Genomic DNA, 17,342 nt, shown 5'->3' with positions numbered 1-17,342 from the left:
TTTTACTTGGTTTTGACTTTATTTGTTCTTAGTGCACAAAGTGTTGGACAAACAAAAGCCCGCTCAAGTGAGCGGGCTTCTAAATATTGTAAGTTTTCACACTCAAATGCGTAAAGCTTTCAAGATAAAGGCTTCGATCGCTTGAGAGAAATCTTAGCTTAGTCGAAAAGACCTAGGTTTTCTTTTGCGTATGCTTCGAATTCTGTGCAGCCGCCGATGTGGTCTTGATCGATGAAGATTTGTGGAACTGTGTCTACTGGTTTACCCACTGTTTTCTCTAGGTCAGCTTTGCTGATACCTTCAGCGTGAATGTCAACGTAACGGTAGTTGAAGTCATCACGTTTAGCTTTAAGAGTTTCAGCATGCTCTTTTGCACGAACACAGAATGGGCAAGCAGGGCGACCAAAAATAACTACAAACATTTAATTTCTCCTAAATACGGGATGAGGCTCGTTAACTCATTTATGTTAACTATTCTTTTATGAATGCCACTCAAAATTTCTTAAAACCAACTATGCCTCAATGCCATGGGGAAATAAAGATGGAATTGCCTCTTAATACAATAGGTTTTGCCTATCAGAGCAAATAATGGTCACAAAAAGGATCCATGCTGATTTCTGATGGGTATCTAGATTGATTACCCTTAATTTAAGAGTGTGAATTACCCCTAAGAATACGACTTTAATTCATCTTTAATGCCACAAGTTGCACCTCGTCAAAAAAAGCTCATACAGAACGAGGCATCTTAATACTGATGCACGATATAAAGGCTAAATTCCAACAACCAAGAGTTCGCAGTTTTGTTCGGTCATAGGCGCAGGAGGCACCATGTTTCAATTTATGACATCTACAAAGATCATCTTTGGTGATGGAGCACTTTCCGCTTCATTGTCTCTCTTTAATCAATATGGCTACAGCGTGCTATTGGTCACTGGTAATACATTGGAGCGCACCTCAATTGTTACTGACTATCTAGATGCACAGAGCATGCGTTATCAGCACATTGCCGTATCGGGCGAACCCAATATCAAAATGGTCGAGGAGGCTGCCACGTCTGCACGTCGATTTAAGCCAGATATGGTGGTCGCAATGGGCGGCGGCAGTGCCATCGATATGGGAAAAGCGTTAGCTGCGGTTTTACCTAATCAAGGCAACTTATATGACTATGTCGAAGTTGTCGGGCGTAATGTACCCCTTAAAACTAAACCGCTTCCATTCATCGCTATTCCTACCACGGCCAGTACCGGCGCAGAGGTAACTAAAAATGCGGTGCTTAAATCAGGCCAAGACCAAGTTAAGGTCAGCCTTAGAAGCCCAGATATGTTGGCTGACGTTGCGATTGTCGATCCAATTTTAACTCATGGCACCAGCTTATATTTGTCAGGACGCGGTGCGATGGATGCCTTTACTCATCTAATGGAAGCCTACGTGTGTGGCGAACCGAACCCACTGACCGATATGATCTGCGAAGAAGGATTACGTAAGCTGAGTAGTTCGGTAATTCAGGCGTGTATTTATAATGAATCTCAAGCGCGTTCTGATCTCGCTTTTGCTTCAATGCTTGGTGGAATGGCAATCACTAATGCAAAGCTTGGTGCTGCACACGGATTAGCTTCTGCATTAGGCGGTAAGATTTCTGCGCCTCACAGTGTGATTACCGCGCGCTTAGCGCCATTTGTGATGTTAGAGAACATAGCGGTAGCGAAAGAGCAGCAAAGAAGCGATATCCTAGTGCGTTATCAACGAATCGCTCAGATAGTCACGGGGAACGTCAAGGCGAAAGAAGAAGAGGCAATTTCTTGGTTATCTGAAGTGTTGGATACGTTAAAGCTTCCAAGCTTACTGGAATTTGGTGTCTGTGAAGCTCAGTTTGATGAGGTATCTGCAGATGCGTTGAAGTCAGTTGCGATAAAAGGAAACCCTCTACCGTTGAATCAAGAGAGGCTAGTTCATATTTTAGAGCAGGTTTGTCAAGAGTGCAGTTGCGGCAGTGATTACCGTGAGATAGCGCTACTGAATCAGGATGAACTTATCAACCAGCCTCAAACTGCGGAATCGAGTTTTACCATTATCAACTCTTATGCCTCTGAGAACAGTGTGGTTGAGAAGGGAAATAGTTGGACTATCTAGCTGTATTCAATCGTATCAAAAGACAAATAAAAACGGAGCGCTAGGCTCCGTTTTCTAATTCAATTTTTCCTGGTCATGTCTTAACAGACTAGAACTGAGAGTATTTTTCGTAACGTGAATCACGAAGCGACTCTTTCACTCGTTTTAGGTTCTCTCTGAAACCAGAACCGCGACGCAGTGTAAAGCCAGTCGCTAACACATCAATAACCGTCATTTGAACAACACGGCTTGCCATTGGCATATAAACGTCAGTGTCTTCCGGTACATCCAATGAGATAGAAAGCGAGCTTGCTTTATCTAATGGAGAGTCCTTCGCTGTGATAGCAATAACGGTTGCGCCGTTTTCACGAGCTAGGTTCGCAATCTCAACTTGGCTCTTAGTGCGACCAGTGTGAGAGATAAGAACGATAACGTCGTTATCACTGCAGTTAATACAGCTCATTCGTTGCATCACGATGTCTTCGAAACAAGTGATTGGGATATTAAAACGAATAAACTTGTTTTGAGCGTCTTTTGCTACGGCAGAAGAGGCACCCAGTCCGAAGAACGAGATGCGTTTTGCTTGAGTCAGCAAGTCGACCGCACGGTTTACTTGCATCGCATCTAGACTGTTTTTAGCAACGTCTAGACATGCCATAGTCGATTCGAAAATCTTATGCGTATAAGCATCTGGACCATCGTCTTCTTCAACGTTACGGTTCACGTAAGGTGTACCGTTCGCCAAACTTTGAGCTAGGTGAAGTTTGAAGTCAGGGAAGCCCTTAGTGTCTAAACGACGACAGAAGCGGTTAACTGTAGGCTCACTTACGTCAGCCATCTTAGCTAAGGTAGCAATGCTAGAATGGATTGCAGTTTGAGGGGAAGCCATGATTACTTCGGCTACCTTACGCTCAGACTTGCTGAAATTTTCCAGGTTTTTTTGTATTTTTTCTAATGTATTCATAGTGTTCACAAGGGTATAGAGAACAACTTGCCAGTTAATATCTTTTACCAGGGGGTATGGCTGAAACAAATATCAATAATCACAAAACCAAACTTAATTCAGTATCGTAAATACTGCTGCTTCAAATAGATATCAAGCTAACTAGCACCATAGAGTCAGTATAAACCCAACATACTATTTACTAATACAAAAACACGGCATGAATGCTTAAGAATATGACAAACCTCAACAAAATTTTAGAAAAGTACAGAATTGGAAGAGGGTTTGAGCAAAAAGAATGCAAATTGAGTATGAACTGACAGCTTAGTTACATCAAAAAGAAAGAAATTTTCAATTTGATGCAACTAAAATTGAATGGCTATGCGTTGATTTGCGTAACCAACTTGGTGATTTTACCCATCAAGTTAGGCGCTAGTTTAGAGATTTCGCGTTGTTCTTCAAGCACTGAAGAAAGTATCTCATTGCCTGTTAGTGGGTTAGCTAACACCACGCGGAAAACAATGATTGGCTGGTGTGCCCATGTTTCAGGATTTAAGCGAGTACGTGACACAAAAGATTTGCCGGTTTCACGCTGCTTCTTCTGAATAAACTTAGTAAGTTCGTTAAGCAACTCGTTCAGCTGCATGCGTTGTTCAGGCTCCGCTTTAAGTAGCGCAGCTTTAACTGATTCAGGTACATAACGATAAGTCAGCAGGCAAAGCTCTGGCTCTGATACTAACTCAAAATCGCTTTGCTGTTTAATCAGATCGGCAAAGTAACGCGCTTTGTTGATGCTTTGGTCGATCAACAGCTCATAACCTGGGCGGCTAATGATGTGCATAGCTGCGTAAACCAACATCGCCATGCCTGAACGTGAGCCTTCTAATGTATGACTACCTAAGTCTTTAGAACCTTTACGTAGGATGTATTGAGCATGATGCTCAATCGCTGTCATCGCATCTGGCTTCTTAAATAGAACCATTCCTGCACCCATAGGGATGTAAAGCTGTTTGTGCGCATCGATGGTGACAGAGTCAGCCAATTCGATACCATCAAGCAGATGACGATGATTGTTAGACATCAAGGTTGCACCGCCCCAAGCAGCATCCACATGGAAGTGACAATCTGATTCGGCACACACCTCAGCAATGTCTCTTAGCGGGTCGATATTACCGGTTTCGGTTGTACCAGCTACACCAATGACGGCGAAAGGTTTGATCTTGTTCTGTTTGAGCTGCTCAATCTTGAGTCGGAGATCATCCGTACAAATACGGTTGTCGTTATCCGTTTTAACAGACACTAGACCTTCTTGACCAATACCAAGGACATCCGCGGCTTTTTTCAGAGAGTAGTGACCACGTTCAGAGACTAAGATGGCTAGGCCTTCGTAGTCGTAGTGCTTCATGGCTTTAAACAAGCCTTCTTTTTCCACACCTTTGAACGAACCTTGCGCTTTTAGTGCGTTGTTACGTGCAACCCAAAGCGCAGTAATGTTCGCGATGGTACCACCAGAACAAAACGCACCTAAAGAGTGGTTTGCACTGTGCATCCAACGTGAATAAAACTGGTCACTATCTTGATAAATCAGGCGATGTAACATACCCAGAACTTGACGTTCTAGGGGAGTGAAAGCTTTTGAAGTCTCGATTTTTACTAGATTCTGATTCAACGCAATCATGATTTTAGAAAGCGGCATCAGGAAGTACGGCAAAGCAGAGGTCATGTGGCCAATGAAACTTGGCGAAGACGTGTGAACCGAATGAGACACAAGAGAATCGAGGAGATGCTCAGTATGTTCAGAAACAAACTCAGGCTGCTCTGGGATATGAGCATTTGAAAAATCTTTCTCAATTTCACGCAGTGGCTTTTCTTCAGCCACAATGTGTTCACGTAAGAATTGATTCAGGTTTCGTGAAAGTTTGTCTTCAATTTGAGTGAGTGTTGAATCTGGGCCTTCAGGTACCGTGAAGATACGTAGAAGACTGTCGAAGCTAACATCTGCTGTTTTTTGTTCCGTAACCATAGCAAGCGAGTTATTTTTCTAATATTGACGCGAGCGGGACAATCTAAACGAAAACGGGAACAATGTCCCGTCTTAATTATGAAATCCAACTTCTCAAAAAAGCCTATTAAATGAGGGGTTATTTACACTTAATCGCTTCTAGTTTACTAATCGACTGGTTGTAGCGCTGCAGCGCTGAGTCGATTTGTTTAGGGTGACTAAGCAGCTCTGCAAAGGCCGAACGTAGCTCGTAGTTTTGAGCGTGAGGCGTTGATTGGCGGTCGTCGAACGTTGTTTTCGCGATTTTACCAAGCTCATCATCACGTGTGGATAGCGTTTTAATATCGTGTTGCTCGAGTTGCAACCAACCTTCTACAGGTTGCTCTGTTGCCACTTTACTTGAATCGTTCACAAGGTAGTAGTTAACCGCAGCACGATTAAGCTCGAAGTGGTGCTTACGACCTTCTAGGAACCACTCACTGACTTCTGTTAGTTCTGGATATTGCTCAGAGGTTAATGCAGCAAGGTCGGCATACCAATTCAAAGAAGCGTCGATGTACGCATCATATTTTTTTGCTTGGCACTGGTTTGTCTCAGACATTGAATCTGCTGCAAAAGAGAAAGTAGAAGTTGAAGCTAGCAGTAATGCGACGCAAAGGCGTTTCATAGTGGTTCCTTTTGTAAGTTTATTCTTTTTATAACTTTGTCGTTACAGGTTACCGTGATCGTTATTTGTTGAGCAATGACACTTAGTGTCTTTTTATTTCGATAACTGTATCGGTGTCTTGGGCATTGGTATTCGAGTTGCATTCTAATCTAAAACAAACGCTATTCCTGCGATCTAGTTAGCAAGAGATACAAAGAACAACATCAATATCGGAACAAGCAAGCTTAGGATAAAGCCACTGACGATAGCGATAGGCACACATCGGACGCCACCTGTTGTTTGAATGACCGGTAGGGTGAAGTCCATCGCCGTAGCACTAGCATAACCAATGGAAGTGCATGGATAGCTGCGAATCAGTACTGGAATCAGTACCAAGGCAACCAACTCTCTTAATAGCTCAAGCATGAAAGATGCGCCGCCATAGACTGGGCCAAAGGCGTCACCCATCAAGATACCTGCCAGAGAGTACCAGCCAAATCCAGAGGACATAGCTAGGGCTTTGAAAAGAGGAATATCAAGAATATAAGCCGCGATCACACCGCCTAACATTGAGGTAGTGATAATCGTGATTGCGATGAACATGCCATGTTTGTTGAGCAGGATCTGACGAAGTGTCAGCCCGCTATTACGCAGTTGAATGCCGATAAAGAAGAGAAGAACAAACAGAATCCATTCGCTTGCGGTATCAACCCAATCAAGGCTAATAGGCATTACTAAACCAGCGATAAGGCCTGAACCTACCACAAGGATCAGCTTGGCAGACTCCATTGCCATAGAAGATAGGGGCAGTTTCTTGTTACTGCTGTCAGTCTTGAGTGGCAGTAACTTATCAATAGCGGGCAGAGCCATCAGGTTACAAACGCTTAAGCAGACAAAGAAAGTGGCGGTATAAAGAAGGATTGTCTGCAGGTTACTGCCCAGATTATCAAGAGCGGCTAAGCTTAACCCCATTAATGCGAGAATCACGTAGATCAACCGCGATGTTGAGCGGTTGATGAATTCGAGCGTTTGAGTGTTTGAAATAGAAAAAAGATACCCCACGACGAGTGGCGCAAATATAAAGATCATCCCTGTAAACATGCTTTCCTCGTTGCATTTATTTCATATTACATTTACTTGTAATTTAACAGTGACTTAGAAGCCGCTAGTATTGATCACGTCGCTTAGCTTTGCATTAAAATCACGTTTGCTCAAGTTGCTTAATTTATAAAGCACCTCTGCACCCGTCACGTTAAGTTCAACTTCGTGATCATCGATGTTCTCGTCCTTGTTTCTGAACATCAGCAGGTGGTTAGCGATTCGAGCGATATCCAAGTAAGACACTTCACGCTGTTCATGGCTATTGATGGTATTGCTACACACATCAATAAAGTCGCTGTCGAAACCCCAACGGTTAAGTACCAATTTACTGGTCGCAGAGCACTGGCCTTGGAATATTTGTAGGGCGATATTGTGGTCTAGGTAATTGCCGTTCTCAAGGTAAAGGTGGTATTCGCTAACCAAGCAGAACAAGCCAATGTCAGCGAGTAATCCAACAAGCAGTGACTTCTCATGTTCAAGGTAGCGGTATTCAATAGGGGAGAGCTCTTTGAAGCCGTTGGTAACTAATACCATGGTTGCGCCTAGCTCTTTTGACACAGAAGCACTCTGAACCAATAACTCATTACACTCTTTACTTAGGTTGACTGAATGCTTGAGTTGTTCAATAGCCTGAGCCGTAACGATGTCACGCACTCTTAATATACCAAGGCGTGATACGGCCGTCATAATATCGACACAAGTAATGTTGCGCCTGTTGAAAACAACGGAGTTAGCTACGCGAATGACGATAGCTGTGAGGCCTGGATCTTCGAGTAAGCACTCGGCAATTTCGGCAATTCCGGTTGAGTCTAGGGTACAAAGCTTTTGAATTTTCAGTACAACGTTAGGGATAGGAGGAAGTGTTATTTTTCCCGCTGAGATAGAATGGCCAACAAGTTGGGCAAACTCTGATTCTAGACCCTTTAGGAGAAGAGCCTTATTTTGTGGTAGCCAGAAAAACGATAAATGATTCATATAAAAAGTAAAAACATGTATGTTCTTCCATTTTACAAGCCAGGATGCTGGGAGGCAATACTCATCCGACGACATAACCTTTAATAATTTGAAGCGGTGTATCAGTGAGTGTCAAAATTCAAGCATGGTTTGATAGTTTAGTGTGATGTGAATCATGAAAAACCAGAATGCTCAATTGATTGATGTGAACTAAGTCCAGACTTATTTTTCTTTTCGAAGTATGATTTATTTCAAGGTGAAAAACGAAATCATAATATTCACCTAAACAATAAATAGATAAAAATTTTTCGCATAAAAAGCTGCTTGTCTGGTGATCAACCTAATCGGGGTAATTTGATTAAGGATCAACGGATATGACCGAGACAGCATTTATTAATTACGTGAATCAATTTGGTGAGCATCAAAAACGTTCTATGTTTGGAGGTATTGGCCTCTTTCAAAATGACGCTATGTTCGCTTTATTGAGTGAAGGTTGTTTATTCATTAGAGGTGGAAAGTCATTAGATAAGAAACTGACCGATCTTGATTGTGAAAAGTATCGTCATGTAAAAAAACAGACAACAGCAACCGTAAACTACTACGATATTACGGATCTGTTTACCTGTGAACATCCTGAATTGGATTGTATTATTCGTACTTCAATCGATAATTCAATTCAGCAGCGTAGCTTCAAGAAGTCATCAGCTAGCCGTAGATTAAGAGATCTACCAAACATGCAACTTACATTAGAGCGCATGGTTAAAAAGGCGGGCGTGGATGATGTTTCAATGTTTATGCAGTTGGGCGCGCCTGAAGTGTTTAATAAGGTTCGCGAAGCGTACGGAAACGATGTTGACCTAAAACTACTTTGGAAATTTGCGGGTGCAATTGATGGTATTCACTGGAAACTATTACAAGAGCCACGCAAGCAGCAATTACTAAAGAGCTGCCACTAAAGAAGTTTGCCTTATATGCTTAAGATTACTGTTAATAAATAAAAACCGAGGAATGTCCTCGGTTTTTTGTTTTTGTCTTAGCTAGTTTGAGAGGCTAAGTGCTCATTAAGAGCTAGCTGGGCTTTAAGTATTAGTACTTGAAGCGAGCAGTGAACATAAGTTGGTCACCGTAGAAGTCGTTAATACGAGCTTCAGCGCCTAGAGAGAATAGCTCTGTAGAGTGGAAACGCGCGTAAACAGAACCTGTCCAATCATCGTTGTCATCGATAGAAACGTAACCACCTTTACCACCAACTTCTAGTTGTGGACCAAGCCATTGACGAACACCAATGTTGATTTCCATACCGATATCAGTAGAGCTTGAGTTCTCAGGCTGAACGATACGAGCTAGCATTTCACCTGTTAGGTCTGCCCAGTTGTTTAACGGAGCGTGGAAACCAAGACCTACAGCAGAGTCGTAATCACCTTCAAATTCAGAGTCGATACGAGCTATAGCGTGAGCGTTCGGGTGAATTGACTTACTGAACGCGCCACCAAATGTTACTGGGCTAGCACCGATACGTGCTTCAAAGTAATCATAGTTAAAGTTGCTCATTACTTGTGGTTGTTCATCAACAGCTAGTGCTTGACCAGAAGCCAATAGCATAGCGGTAGTAAGTAGAATTTTGCGCATAACGACCGTAAACCTATATATAGTTAGTGTTAATTCCTTTGGTTTGAGACAAATCGGCAAACCATAAACATTGAGACAGTTTAATCTAACTCACGGAAAAGTAATCCTTTAAAATGTAAATCCTTACTCATTTAGTTAAAAAATAAGCAAATTAAGGATCAGTCTGCAACGGAGATCTCATGTTTTAGGGCGAATAAGGAAAATAGACGAGCAAATTATCCAAAATTTATATGTATTTGGACGGTTCTTATATCGGATGCTGCTTTTCTCAGTGTCTATTAACTATTCAGTGCTATTCACCAAAGCTGGTGCGTTTATCCGCCATTGAAGTCAGTATGCGCTCGGTATCTAAGATGGAAGTCCAGTTAAGCAATTGCTTGTCGTTGGCAATGACATAGTCAGTCAATTGTTGAGTAATCGTGTCTCTCAGTTGGTCACCTTGCCAAGGTTTTGAAATATAGAAATCAAGTGCAGCGTTGTTAATGGCCGTGACGGTATCTTCCAGCCCAGCTTGCCCGGTGAGCAGCAGTTTACGTGTTGGCTTAGTCGCGTCGTGTTGGTTGAGTTCGATCAGAAAATCGATGCCTGTCTTTTCTGGCATGATGTGGTCACACAAGATCAAAGCGAGCTTAATACCATCTTGTCCCATTTCTTTAATGACTTGTTTAGCTTCGTCAACCGATTCTGCACCTTCCACGATAAAGTCCTCTTCAAATACAGCTAAGTCTTGAAGGACACTGTTGAGGACCTCAGGTTCATCATCGACACATAAAATTAAGTACTTATTCATGAGGTGCTCCTTCTTGTTTGAATGGAAGCCACACTTGCATGTGAGTATGGCTACCTACCTCAGACTCAACCAAAATAAACCCTTGATGAGCCGAAACGATTTGTTGTGAAATGGATAACCCAATCCCTAAACCAAAGTTGCCTTCTTTTTTGGTCGTGAAATTTGGGTTGAAAATGGTGTTGATGTCTTCTTTGGCAATCCCGTGGCCAGTATCGGATATTTGCACCACAAGAAACGTGTCGTCGCCTTTTGTCTGTTGAGAGGTAGTAATGGACACTTTTCCTCGTTCGGAAAGGGCGTCAAGTGCATTGGAGATGAGGTTCGTCCACACTTGTTGCAGCGAGAGCGACTGGCACAATAAAGGCGGTAAGTCAGTGTCGTAATGCTTTTCCAGTTGGTGATGTTTGAGCCTGTTTTCAAAGATCACTAAGGTATCTTCAAGCCCTTCGTGGATATCTGTGTAGTGGCGAACTTCTTCATCTTCCCGGGCATAGCTTTTTAGGCTTTTGACCATGTCGGCAATACGCTTGCTGCACACTTGAATTGAGCGGATAGAGTTTCCAACATAGTGGTAATGCTCTAAGTCATTAAGCAGTTCTTTGCCTGCGACAGGGGACTCTTTCAAGGTGTCTAGTACCGAAGAATCTTGACTTAGGTTTAGTCTCACTGCCTTTTTTGCTAAAGCTCGGTCATCAATAGTTGATGTAAGATGTTTTACGAGCTGTCTTTCTTGAGCCGTCGACAGTGGCTTAGCTAACTTTGAATGTGCAAGTACGTCAGTCCCTTTATTGGACTCTGGGACGGATAGGTTTGCCAATATCTGGTCGAGATGTTCTGACAGAGTTTCGATGCTTCTCAATATTGCTGCAATCGGGTTATTCAGCTCATGTGCGACTCCCGCGACAAGCTGACCTAGCATTGCCATTTTTTCCTTCTCTATCAGTTGTTGATGAGCAGACTCGAGTGATTCCAACGTTTGCTGCAGTTTGATCTTATTGGTGATACTTCTTTGTAGGCGCCGGTTAAAGTGACGAAGCAATAGATTAGTAAATAGCGGCAGCAAGGTATTGTTGGAATGCATCACCTGAGCAAAGCTATCTTTATCCAGCTTGATAACGCGTGTTTGCGTTAGGGTTATCGCGGTAGAAAAGGAGGGCTCACCGGTCACGAATGACATCCCGCCGACAATGTTCCCCTTGGAGTGACGTACCACTTCTCGCTGTTGCCCCAACTCATCTTTCTTGTAGAGCGCAGCTTCCCCCTCAATGATTAGCCATAAAAAGCGATTGTCTTCACCTTCAACAGTGAGTAGATGTTCAGGGGAGTAGTTACGGATAGCCTTGTTTTTGTCATCTTTTGAAAATACATCTTGTAAGGCGCTAACGACACGTTCTGCAAGTGCATGATCAGAAAGCTGGTGGTAGTCGTGAATAAAACCCGATTGAAAAGAGTGAATCTTTTGCTCGATGTGGGCTCTGAGTAAGCGCTGTTGATCCAATGCGCCGCTGTAAGACAACAGGTTTTCGGAGTCGTATTGGATAACGAAAGACGTTAGCTCTTTTTGCGCTGATTTGAACAGAACCTGATCTTGAACTGGTTTGGTTAGACAGTGGTTGAGTCGGCCTTCATTCACTGCGGTCAGAATGGATTGAATGTCTGACGAGGCGCTGACTAATATCGTTCTTGCGGTATTACTATGGGGCAGCTGTTCCAGTTCAATAAGAAATTGCACGCCATTAAATTCAGAATGATGATGGGTGATCACCAAGGCAACGGTTTGGTGGTGATCATGGATATCTTCTAATGCTTGGTGCGCGTCTTCTATGTTCTCGGCAGTATAAATATCGAATACAGAAGCTAAGGGAGCCAGCTCCGAACGTATTCTTTCAATGCTAACCGGATTATTGTCCAAGCAGATAACAGCGTATTGATTCACAGTTCAACCTTAGTAGTAGCGACGCTTCTAGCCTAGCAAGAACTGCTGAATAAGGATGAGAGCTAGCCTTTAATTTACTGAGGCAATTGAAGTATCGAGCAATAGACTGATTTAACTCAATGTTTCTTGTTTGCTACTGATGGGTTAGACTAAAAAAAACAGACTAGTGTAGAAAGAGAACTCATGGAACAGTTAAGAAAAATTGGTGCAATTGGCGGAGCAATCTCATTAGCACTTTGCTGGCCGCTAGCGGTTGGACAAATTGGACAAAATGCGATTACCGATGGCGTTGCAAAGCTTAACAATTCAAGCATTCAAGCTGAGATCGTAGAATACGATAGAGGTTACTTGTCTTCCAACGTAACCACTCGTCTAACTGTGACGGATGAAAACCTGAAAGAGCAACTTGCGATCGATGGCCTGCCAAGTGAGTTTGTCATCAATAGTGCGGTTAGCCACGGTTTGGTGAGCCTAAATGCACTGTCGACGTTTGAGAATACTGATATTCTACCTCTAACTCTGACAACTAGCACTGAGCTAAATGGCAACACTGACTTTAACTTCGAGTTAAGCCAGTTCAATCATCAAGGCTCTGATGAGAATGGTACTTCGGTATCGATCACTAAATCGAATCTTTCTGGCCATGCTACTGTTTTAGGGCAGGTTGATTACGAGCTTTCTATTCCTTCAGTTCAAATTGATTTCGAAACCGGTGAAGAGGTAACGCTGTCTAATTTGAAAGGTGTTGGTTCAGGCCAACAAGCGAAAGGCTACTGGTTAGGAACCCAGAATTTCACTATCGATAGCTTCTTGGTTTCAGATTCTGCAATGCAGCCATTCATGACCATTGAAAACTCTAAGTACGATTTTGAATCGCACCTAGATGAAGCGACTAAGCGCCTGCGCAGCAATCTTAAACTGGATATCGCAAATATCGAGACCAGTGAAGGTCAGTTGAACAACTTAAACGTTGATTTTGAAATATCGAAATTAGATAGCGAATCATTCGAGAAAATCTTTGAGATTTACCAATCTAATCCAGTGCTGACGCAAGAAGACATCGCAGAGATCATTCCATTTATCGATATCCTGTTTGTTAAAGGCTTTGACCTTTCAATGAACAACATGTCGCTAGAACTAGGCAAGGGTCAATTCGAATCTAAGTGGTTGGTGAGCGTACCGGAAGGGACAGAAAATATCAGCAGCAACCCTTCGATGATCATGCCTGCATTAACGGGCAACGTTCACTCTAGCTTCTCAAATGAGCTTGTTGAAGAATACCCATTCATCCGTGAAGGTATCGATGAATTGCTTGTGATGGAAATGATCAAGCAAACAGAAAGTGGTTATGAAATCAGTGCTGACTTAGAAAATGGAAACCTAGTGTTCGAAAATGGACAAGAAATTCCGTTAATCGCTCTACTTATGCCAGTTTTTGTTCAGTAAACTGAGCTGGCTTTGATACTGATAGGGTGATTTAGCAGGTTAAGCTTAAACATTTTATACGGTACAAAACAAAAGAGGTCTTAAGACCTCTTTTGTTGTTTTTATGTTGGGTAAAACATGGTATTACTTGCATAGTTATTATTTAGCAGGAGCAATCATCCCCATGGAACTTACATTAGATAACGTATTCAACTTCAGTGCAGGTCCAGCCGCACTGCCTAAACCTGTAATGAAACAAGCGCAAGCAGACTTTATTGATTGGAATGGTTTAGGGACTTCCGTGATGGAAATTAGCCATCGCAGCAAGGAATTTATTCAAGTTGCTGACGAGTCCGAACAGGACTTACGTGATCTTCTGAACATCCCAGACAATTACAAAGTTCTTTTCTGTCAGGGGGGCGCTCGTGCTCAATTCGCTGCTGTTCCTCTAAACCTTTTAGGTGATGCGACGAAAGCGACTTACATCGATGCAGGTTACTGGGCGGAAAGTGCGGTAACTGAAGCAAGCAAGTACTGTGAGATCGATGTATTCAACGCGAAGACGTCAATTGATGGAAAAGCAGCGGTTGTTCCCGCTAAAGATTGGAAAATCGATCCAGAAGCGGCGTACGTACATTTCTGTCCAAACGAAACCATCGATGGTATTGAAATCAGTGAGCTTCCTCAAACTGATAAGCCAATCGTGGCGGACATGTCATCTAACATTCTGTCTCGTAAGATCGATGTGTCTCAGTACGGTGTTATCTACGCGGGCGCGCAAAAGAATATCGGTCCGGCTGGTATCTGCATCGCTATCGTACGTGATGATTTGCTAGATCTTGCAAATGACGTGTTGCCGAGTATTCTGAACTACAAAGTACTTGCTGAAAAAGACTCAATGTTCAACACACCACCAACGTACGCTTGGTACCTATCAGGCCTTGTGTTCAAGTGGCTGAAAGCTCAAGGTGGTGTTGAAGCGATGGAATTGGTGAATAAAGAGAAAGCAGCGTTGCTTTACAATGCTATCGATAGCTCAGTTTTCTACAAAAACGATGTTCACACTGCAAACCGTTCAAGAATGAACGTACCGTTCCAACTTGCGAAACCTGAGCTAGATGGCAAGTTCTTAGAATTGGCTGACGCTGCGGGTCTGAAATCACTAAAAGGCCATAGAGCTGTAGGTGGCATGAGAGCTTCGCTTTACAATGCGATGTCTCTAGAAGGTGTGCAAGCGCTTGTAAGCTTCATGAAAGATTTCGAAGAGAAGTACGCTTAATCTGGTCACACGAGATTAAACCATTCAAAGAGGAGCTATTAGCTCCTCTTTTTCTTTTTTAGCCCTTCAACCACTTCCCAGTAACACTAACTATTTTTTGCTGTTTAAACGAAATTGCTGCGGCGTGACGTTAAAATATGCTCTAAACGTCTTGATGTACGATGAGTCGTTTTGATAACCAACCAGGTCAGCAATTCGTTGAATCGAGAGTTCTTCATCAAGCAAAGATAATGAATAAATCAGTCGAATTTGTTGTCGCCACAGCTGAAATGACGTGTTGAATTCTTTTGAGAATAATCGCGATAATGTTCGTTCCGATGCTCCGACTTTTTCTCCCCATTCTTTGAGTGACAAGTCTAAATTTGGCTCATCAGTGAGGGCTTCAAATATCAACTTCAAACGCCTGTCTTGTGGCAATAACAGCTGAAATGTTTGCACGTTGTCTTTCATTATTTGGTCGTGCAATACGGACAGTAGGCGAGACACTTCTTCATCGCTCACCAAGCCCTCACACTGTCTTCGAATTTCTTGTAATAGCTCATTTAGAAAGGGAGTAAGTGTGATGGTTCGAACTTCGGGCTCATACTCCTTTCCAAAGGCTGGGTTAAGGTAAATACCAACAAACGTGGTATGGCTCAATGCGATAGACTCATGTGAAATACCGGCAGGTACAAATAAAGCCGATGTGTGCGGCACAAGGTGTTGATAGTGTTCTGTTTGAGTCTGTAGCAAACCTTTGAGTGGAAAGATCACTTGATGCCATGTGTGCTGGTGCATCGCATCGATGTAACCTTTCGGCATGTCGATAGTCTTAACGAGCGCGGGCGAATTTGGATTAGCGACCATCATCCTATTGGAGGTGACAACTCCGGTACGAGAATCAATTTGGCGGGTTAGCATGGTTAAGTGTCCTTATATCCCTACCTAGACGGGCGACCCTAGGCTATCATGCTCGGCAAAGAGAATGAAGTTGAGTAGCAGTGTCGTTTTATTTCACGCAGTTCAGCAAGTATGTTTTCAGTAAGAAGGAAGGGATATGAAGAAGTTAGGCGTAGTAAATAGTGTATTGGTAGGAAAAATTGTCGCCTTCGCACACGGAGCAAAAAGTGCTATTGATAAGCAAGTTTTATCAGAGCGCCAATACGCGACAGAGCTTGGTTTTACCAACGATGAACAAGGTGATCCGCGTTTCCATGGCGGCATTCAAAAAGCCCTTCATATCTACCCAAGCGAGCACTATTCAGTTTGGCAGAAAGAGTTAGGTGACAAAGGTATCTTTCAATCTTCAGGTGCATTTGGTGAGAACCTAAGCTCAAGTGGCATCACGGAACAATCTATTTGTTTGAAAGATAAGGTTCGTATCGGATCAACATTATTGGAAGTCTCACAAGGGCGTATGCCTTGTTGGAAACTCAATGTGCGATTCGAGCAGAATGATATGGCGAGAAGACTGCAAGACACGCTTCGAACAGGCTGGTATTTCCGTGTATTGGAAGAGGGCGATATTGGCGCAGGTGACGAGATTATTCTGTGTGAAAGGCCATACCCAGATTGGTCGCTCGCTCGTATCATGGGGGCTGTTTTCACAGGTAGTTTAGATAAAGAAGAGCTAAGTCAGATGGCTGAACTGCCATTGGTTGAATCATGGGGAGCGCTTGTTGCACGTCGCCTTGAAACAGGAAAAATCGAAGACTGGGAAATGCGCTTGGTTGGGCCTACTGCGGTATAAAGCCAGTAGTGAAATTAAGAAAGCCCGCTAATTGCACATAGCGGGTTTTTTAATAGTGACAAATTTTCACTTTCAGTGTGGCTATAACCAGAAACTCTTCAAAGGCATCTCAGCATCAAAGTGATGAGCAATCTGCGCTTGGAGTAGCTCAGCAGTCGCAATCGCGTCAGTTAATGCATGATGCGGTGTGTAGTCGGGTAGGTGGTATCGACGACGACTTTGGCCAAGTCTTACTGAGGCTGGTTTCTTACCTTTGAGCTTGTTCCACAGGCCACCGGCTAGCTTGTTCTGGATTTGAGATTCAATCTCGAGCGTGTCGAGGACTGGAAATTCGATCCCTTCACCTAATCTCACTTTCAATGCATTATCCAAGAAGTCCCGTTCGATACGGCGATAATGAACCACTGGGATATGTCCCCCCATCGCTTCTAATATCTCATCCAACACTTCGCTAAGATCTGGCGCATCAATGATGTCGTTGTGAGTGATGCCATGAATTACCACAGAATCTTCTTCCAACTTCTGCTTTGGCCGCAGTGTCCAGTGCCTGGCTTGTCGCAAGTAAATACGATTGAGCGTAAACGGGACAAGGCCAATGGTGATGATGCCATCTTTGTTTGGATTTAAGCCTGTTGTCTCAAAGTCGACCGCTAAGAACATCACTTCTGAAATTGGCGTATCAGGCGCGGGAAGAGGCTGGCTATAAAAGTGCTTTAAGCGCTCATCTCTCGCTCTTTCTAGCTTCTGAGCAAACTTAAATGGCCAATCGACCGCAGGTGATCTGAATAGTTTGTTCATA

At 43.1% G+C, this 17,342-nt stretch carries 16 protein-coding genes; 5 read left to right on the top strand and 11 right to left on the bottom strand.

Annotation, left to right across the window (positions count from 1 at the left end):
* Nucleotides 1–158: 158 nt before the first annotated feature.
* Nucleotides 159–422, bottom strand: a complete 264-nt coding sequence (locus AB8613_RS02245; protein WP_009847069.1) for a GrxA family glutaredoxin — start codon at nucleotides 420–422, stop codon at nucleotides 159–161.
* 406 nt (nucleotides 423–828) lie between these two features.
* Between AB8613_RS02245 and AB8613_RS02240 the strand changes: the two genes are divergently transcribed.
* Nucleotides 829–2,130, top strand: a complete 1,302-nt coding sequence (locus tag AB8613_RS02240) for an iron-containing alcohol dehydrogenase (RefSeq protein ID WP_372384365.1) — start codon at nucleotides 829–831, stop codon at nucleotides 2,128–2,130.
* Nucleotides 2,131–2,218: 88 nt separating this feature from the next.
* Here AB8613_RS02240 and AB8613_RS02235 read toward each other — a convergent pair whose 3' ends face one another.
* The 5 genes from AB8613_RS02235 to AB8613_RS02215 all read right to left on the bottom strand — a co-directional run bounded on the left by AB8613_RS02235 (nucleotide 2,219) and on the right by AB8613_RS02215 (nucleotide 7,776).
* Complete coding sequence (locus tag AB8613_RS02235; RefSeq protein ID WP_004734686.1) at nucleotides 2,219–3,073, bottom strand: MurR/RpiR family transcriptional regulator; 855 nt, start codon at nucleotides 3,071–3,073, stop codon at nucleotides 2,219–2,221.
* A 358-nt stretch (nucleotides 3,074–3,431) separates the two neighbouring features.
* Nucleotides 3,432–5,075 carry a pyridoxal-dependent aspartate 1-decarboxylase PanP gene (gene panP, locus AB8613_RS02230; protein WP_146492363.1) on the bottom strand — a complete coding sequence of 548 codons (1,644 nt, stop codon included), beginning with the start codon at nucleotides 5,073–5,075 and terminating at the stop codon, nucleotides 3,432–3,434.
* A gap of 118 nt (nucleotides 5,076–5,193) precedes the next feature.
* Nucleotides 5,194–5,721 (bottom strand): hypothetical protein, encoded by a 528-nt coding sequence (locus tag AB8613_RS02225; RefSeq protein ID WP_017065407.1) that lies wholly within the window; start codon nucleotides 5,719–5,721, stop codon nucleotides 5,194–5,196.
* Between the two features lie 174 nt (nucleotides 5,722–5,895).
* Nucleotides 5,896–6,801, bottom strand: a complete 906-nt coding sequence (locus AB8613_RS02220; RefSeq protein WP_372384363.1) for a lysine exporter LysO family protein — start codon at nucleotides 6,799–6,801, stop codon at nucleotides 5,896–5,898.
* Nucleotides 6,802–6,855: 54 nt separating this feature from the next.
* On the bottom strand, nucleotides 6,856–7,776 hold the full coding sequence (locus AB8613_RS02215; RefSeq protein ID WP_146492360.1) for an HDOD domain-containing protein: 921 nt from the start codon (nucleotides 7,774–7,776) through the stop codon (nucleotides 6,856–6,858).
* 353 nt (nucleotides 7,777–8,129) lie between these two features.
* Here AB8613_RS02215 and AB8613_RS02210 point away from each other — a divergent pair, with 353 nt between their 5' ends.
* Entirely contained in the window at nucleotides 8,130–8,711 is a 582-nt protein-coding gene (locus tag AB8613_RS02210; RefSeq protein ID WP_060982740.1) for a TfoX/Sxy family DNA transformation protein, read from the top strand.
* Between the two features lie 130 nt (nucleotides 8,712–8,841).
* Here the strand turns inward: AB8613_RS02210 and AB8613_RS02205 are convergent, their stop codons facing one another.
* From AB8613_RS02205 to AB8613_RS02195, 3 genes are all read right to left on the bottom strand, one after another.
* On the bottom strand, nucleotides 8,842–9,384 hold the full coding sequence (locus AB8613_RS02205; protein ID WP_060982739.1) for a hypothetical protein: 543 nt from the start codon (nucleotides 9,382–9,384) through the stop codon (nucleotides 8,842–8,844).
* A 292-nt stretch (nucleotides 9,385–9,676) separates the two neighbouring features.
* Entirely contained in the window at nucleotides 9,677–10,174 is a 498-nt protein-coding gene (locus tag AB8613_RS02200; RefSeq protein WP_146492359.1) for a response regulator, read from the bottom strand.
* Entirely contained in the window at nucleotides 10,167–12,110 is a 1,944-nt protein-coding gene (locus AB8613_RS02195; RefSeq protein ID WP_372384361.1) for an ATP-binding protein, read from the bottom strand. Before AB8613_RS02195 ends, AB8613_RS02200 begins: the two co-directional genes overlap by 8 nt.
* 183 nt (nucleotides 12,111–12,293) lie before the next feature.
* Between AB8613_RS02195 and AB8613_RS02190 the strand changes: the two genes are divergently transcribed.
* On the top strand, nucleotides 12,294–13,556 hold the full coding sequence (locus AB8613_RS02190) for a DUF945 family protein (protein ID WP_372384360.1): 1,263 nt from the start codon (nucleotides 12,294–12,296) through the stop codon (nucleotides 13,554–13,556).
* A 163-nt stretch (nucleotides 13,557–13,719) separates the two neighbouring features.
* A complete protein-coding gene (serC, locus tag AB8613_RS02185; RefSeq protein ID WP_285954017.1) occupies nucleotides 13,720–14,814 on the top strand; it encodes a 3-phosphoserine/phosphohydroxythreonine transaminase in 1,095 nt (364 codons plus the stop codon).
* Nucleotides 14,815–14,904: 90 nt separating this feature from the next.
* On the opposite strand, the gene AB8613_RS02180 is transcribed toward serC, so the two are convergent.
* On the bottom strand, nucleotides 14,905–15,714 hold the full coding sequence (locus AB8613_RS02180) for a helix-turn-helix transcriptional regulator (RefSeq protein ID WP_146492355.1): 810 nt from the start codon (nucleotides 15,712–15,714) through the stop codon (nucleotides 14,905–14,907).
* A 136-nt stretch (nucleotides 15,715–15,850) separates the two neighbouring features.
* Between AB8613_RS02180 and AB8613_RS02175 the strand changes: the two genes are divergently transcribed.
* Nucleotides 15,851–16,543 carry an MOSC domain-containing protein gene (locus AB8613_RS02175; protein ID WP_372384358.1) on the top strand — a complete coding sequence of 231 codons (693 nt, stop codon included), beginning with the start codon at nucleotides 15,851–15,853 and terminating at the stop codon, nucleotides 16,541–16,543.
* A gap of 81 nt (nucleotides 16,544–16,624) precedes the next feature.
* Here AB8613_RS02175 and AB8613_RS02170 read toward each other — a convergent pair whose 3' ends face one another.
* Nucleotides 16,625–17,341 carry a 3'-5' exonuclease gene (locus AB8613_RS02170; protein ID WP_123325961.1) on the bottom strand — a complete coding sequence of 239 codons (717 nt, stop codon included), beginning with the start codon at nucleotides 17,339–17,341 and terminating at the stop codon, nucleotides 16,625–16,627.
* Nucleotide 17,342 lies beyond the last annotated feature (1 nt).

This window comes from Vibrio sp. BS-M-Sm-2, assembly GCF_041504345.1.
GTDB lineage: Bacteria > Pseudomonadota > Gammaproteobacteria > Enterobacterales > Vibrionaceae > Vibrio > Vibrio satsumensis.
Note: the sequence above shows the minus strand (reverse complement) of the source record. Positions and strands in the feature narration are given on the sequence as shown.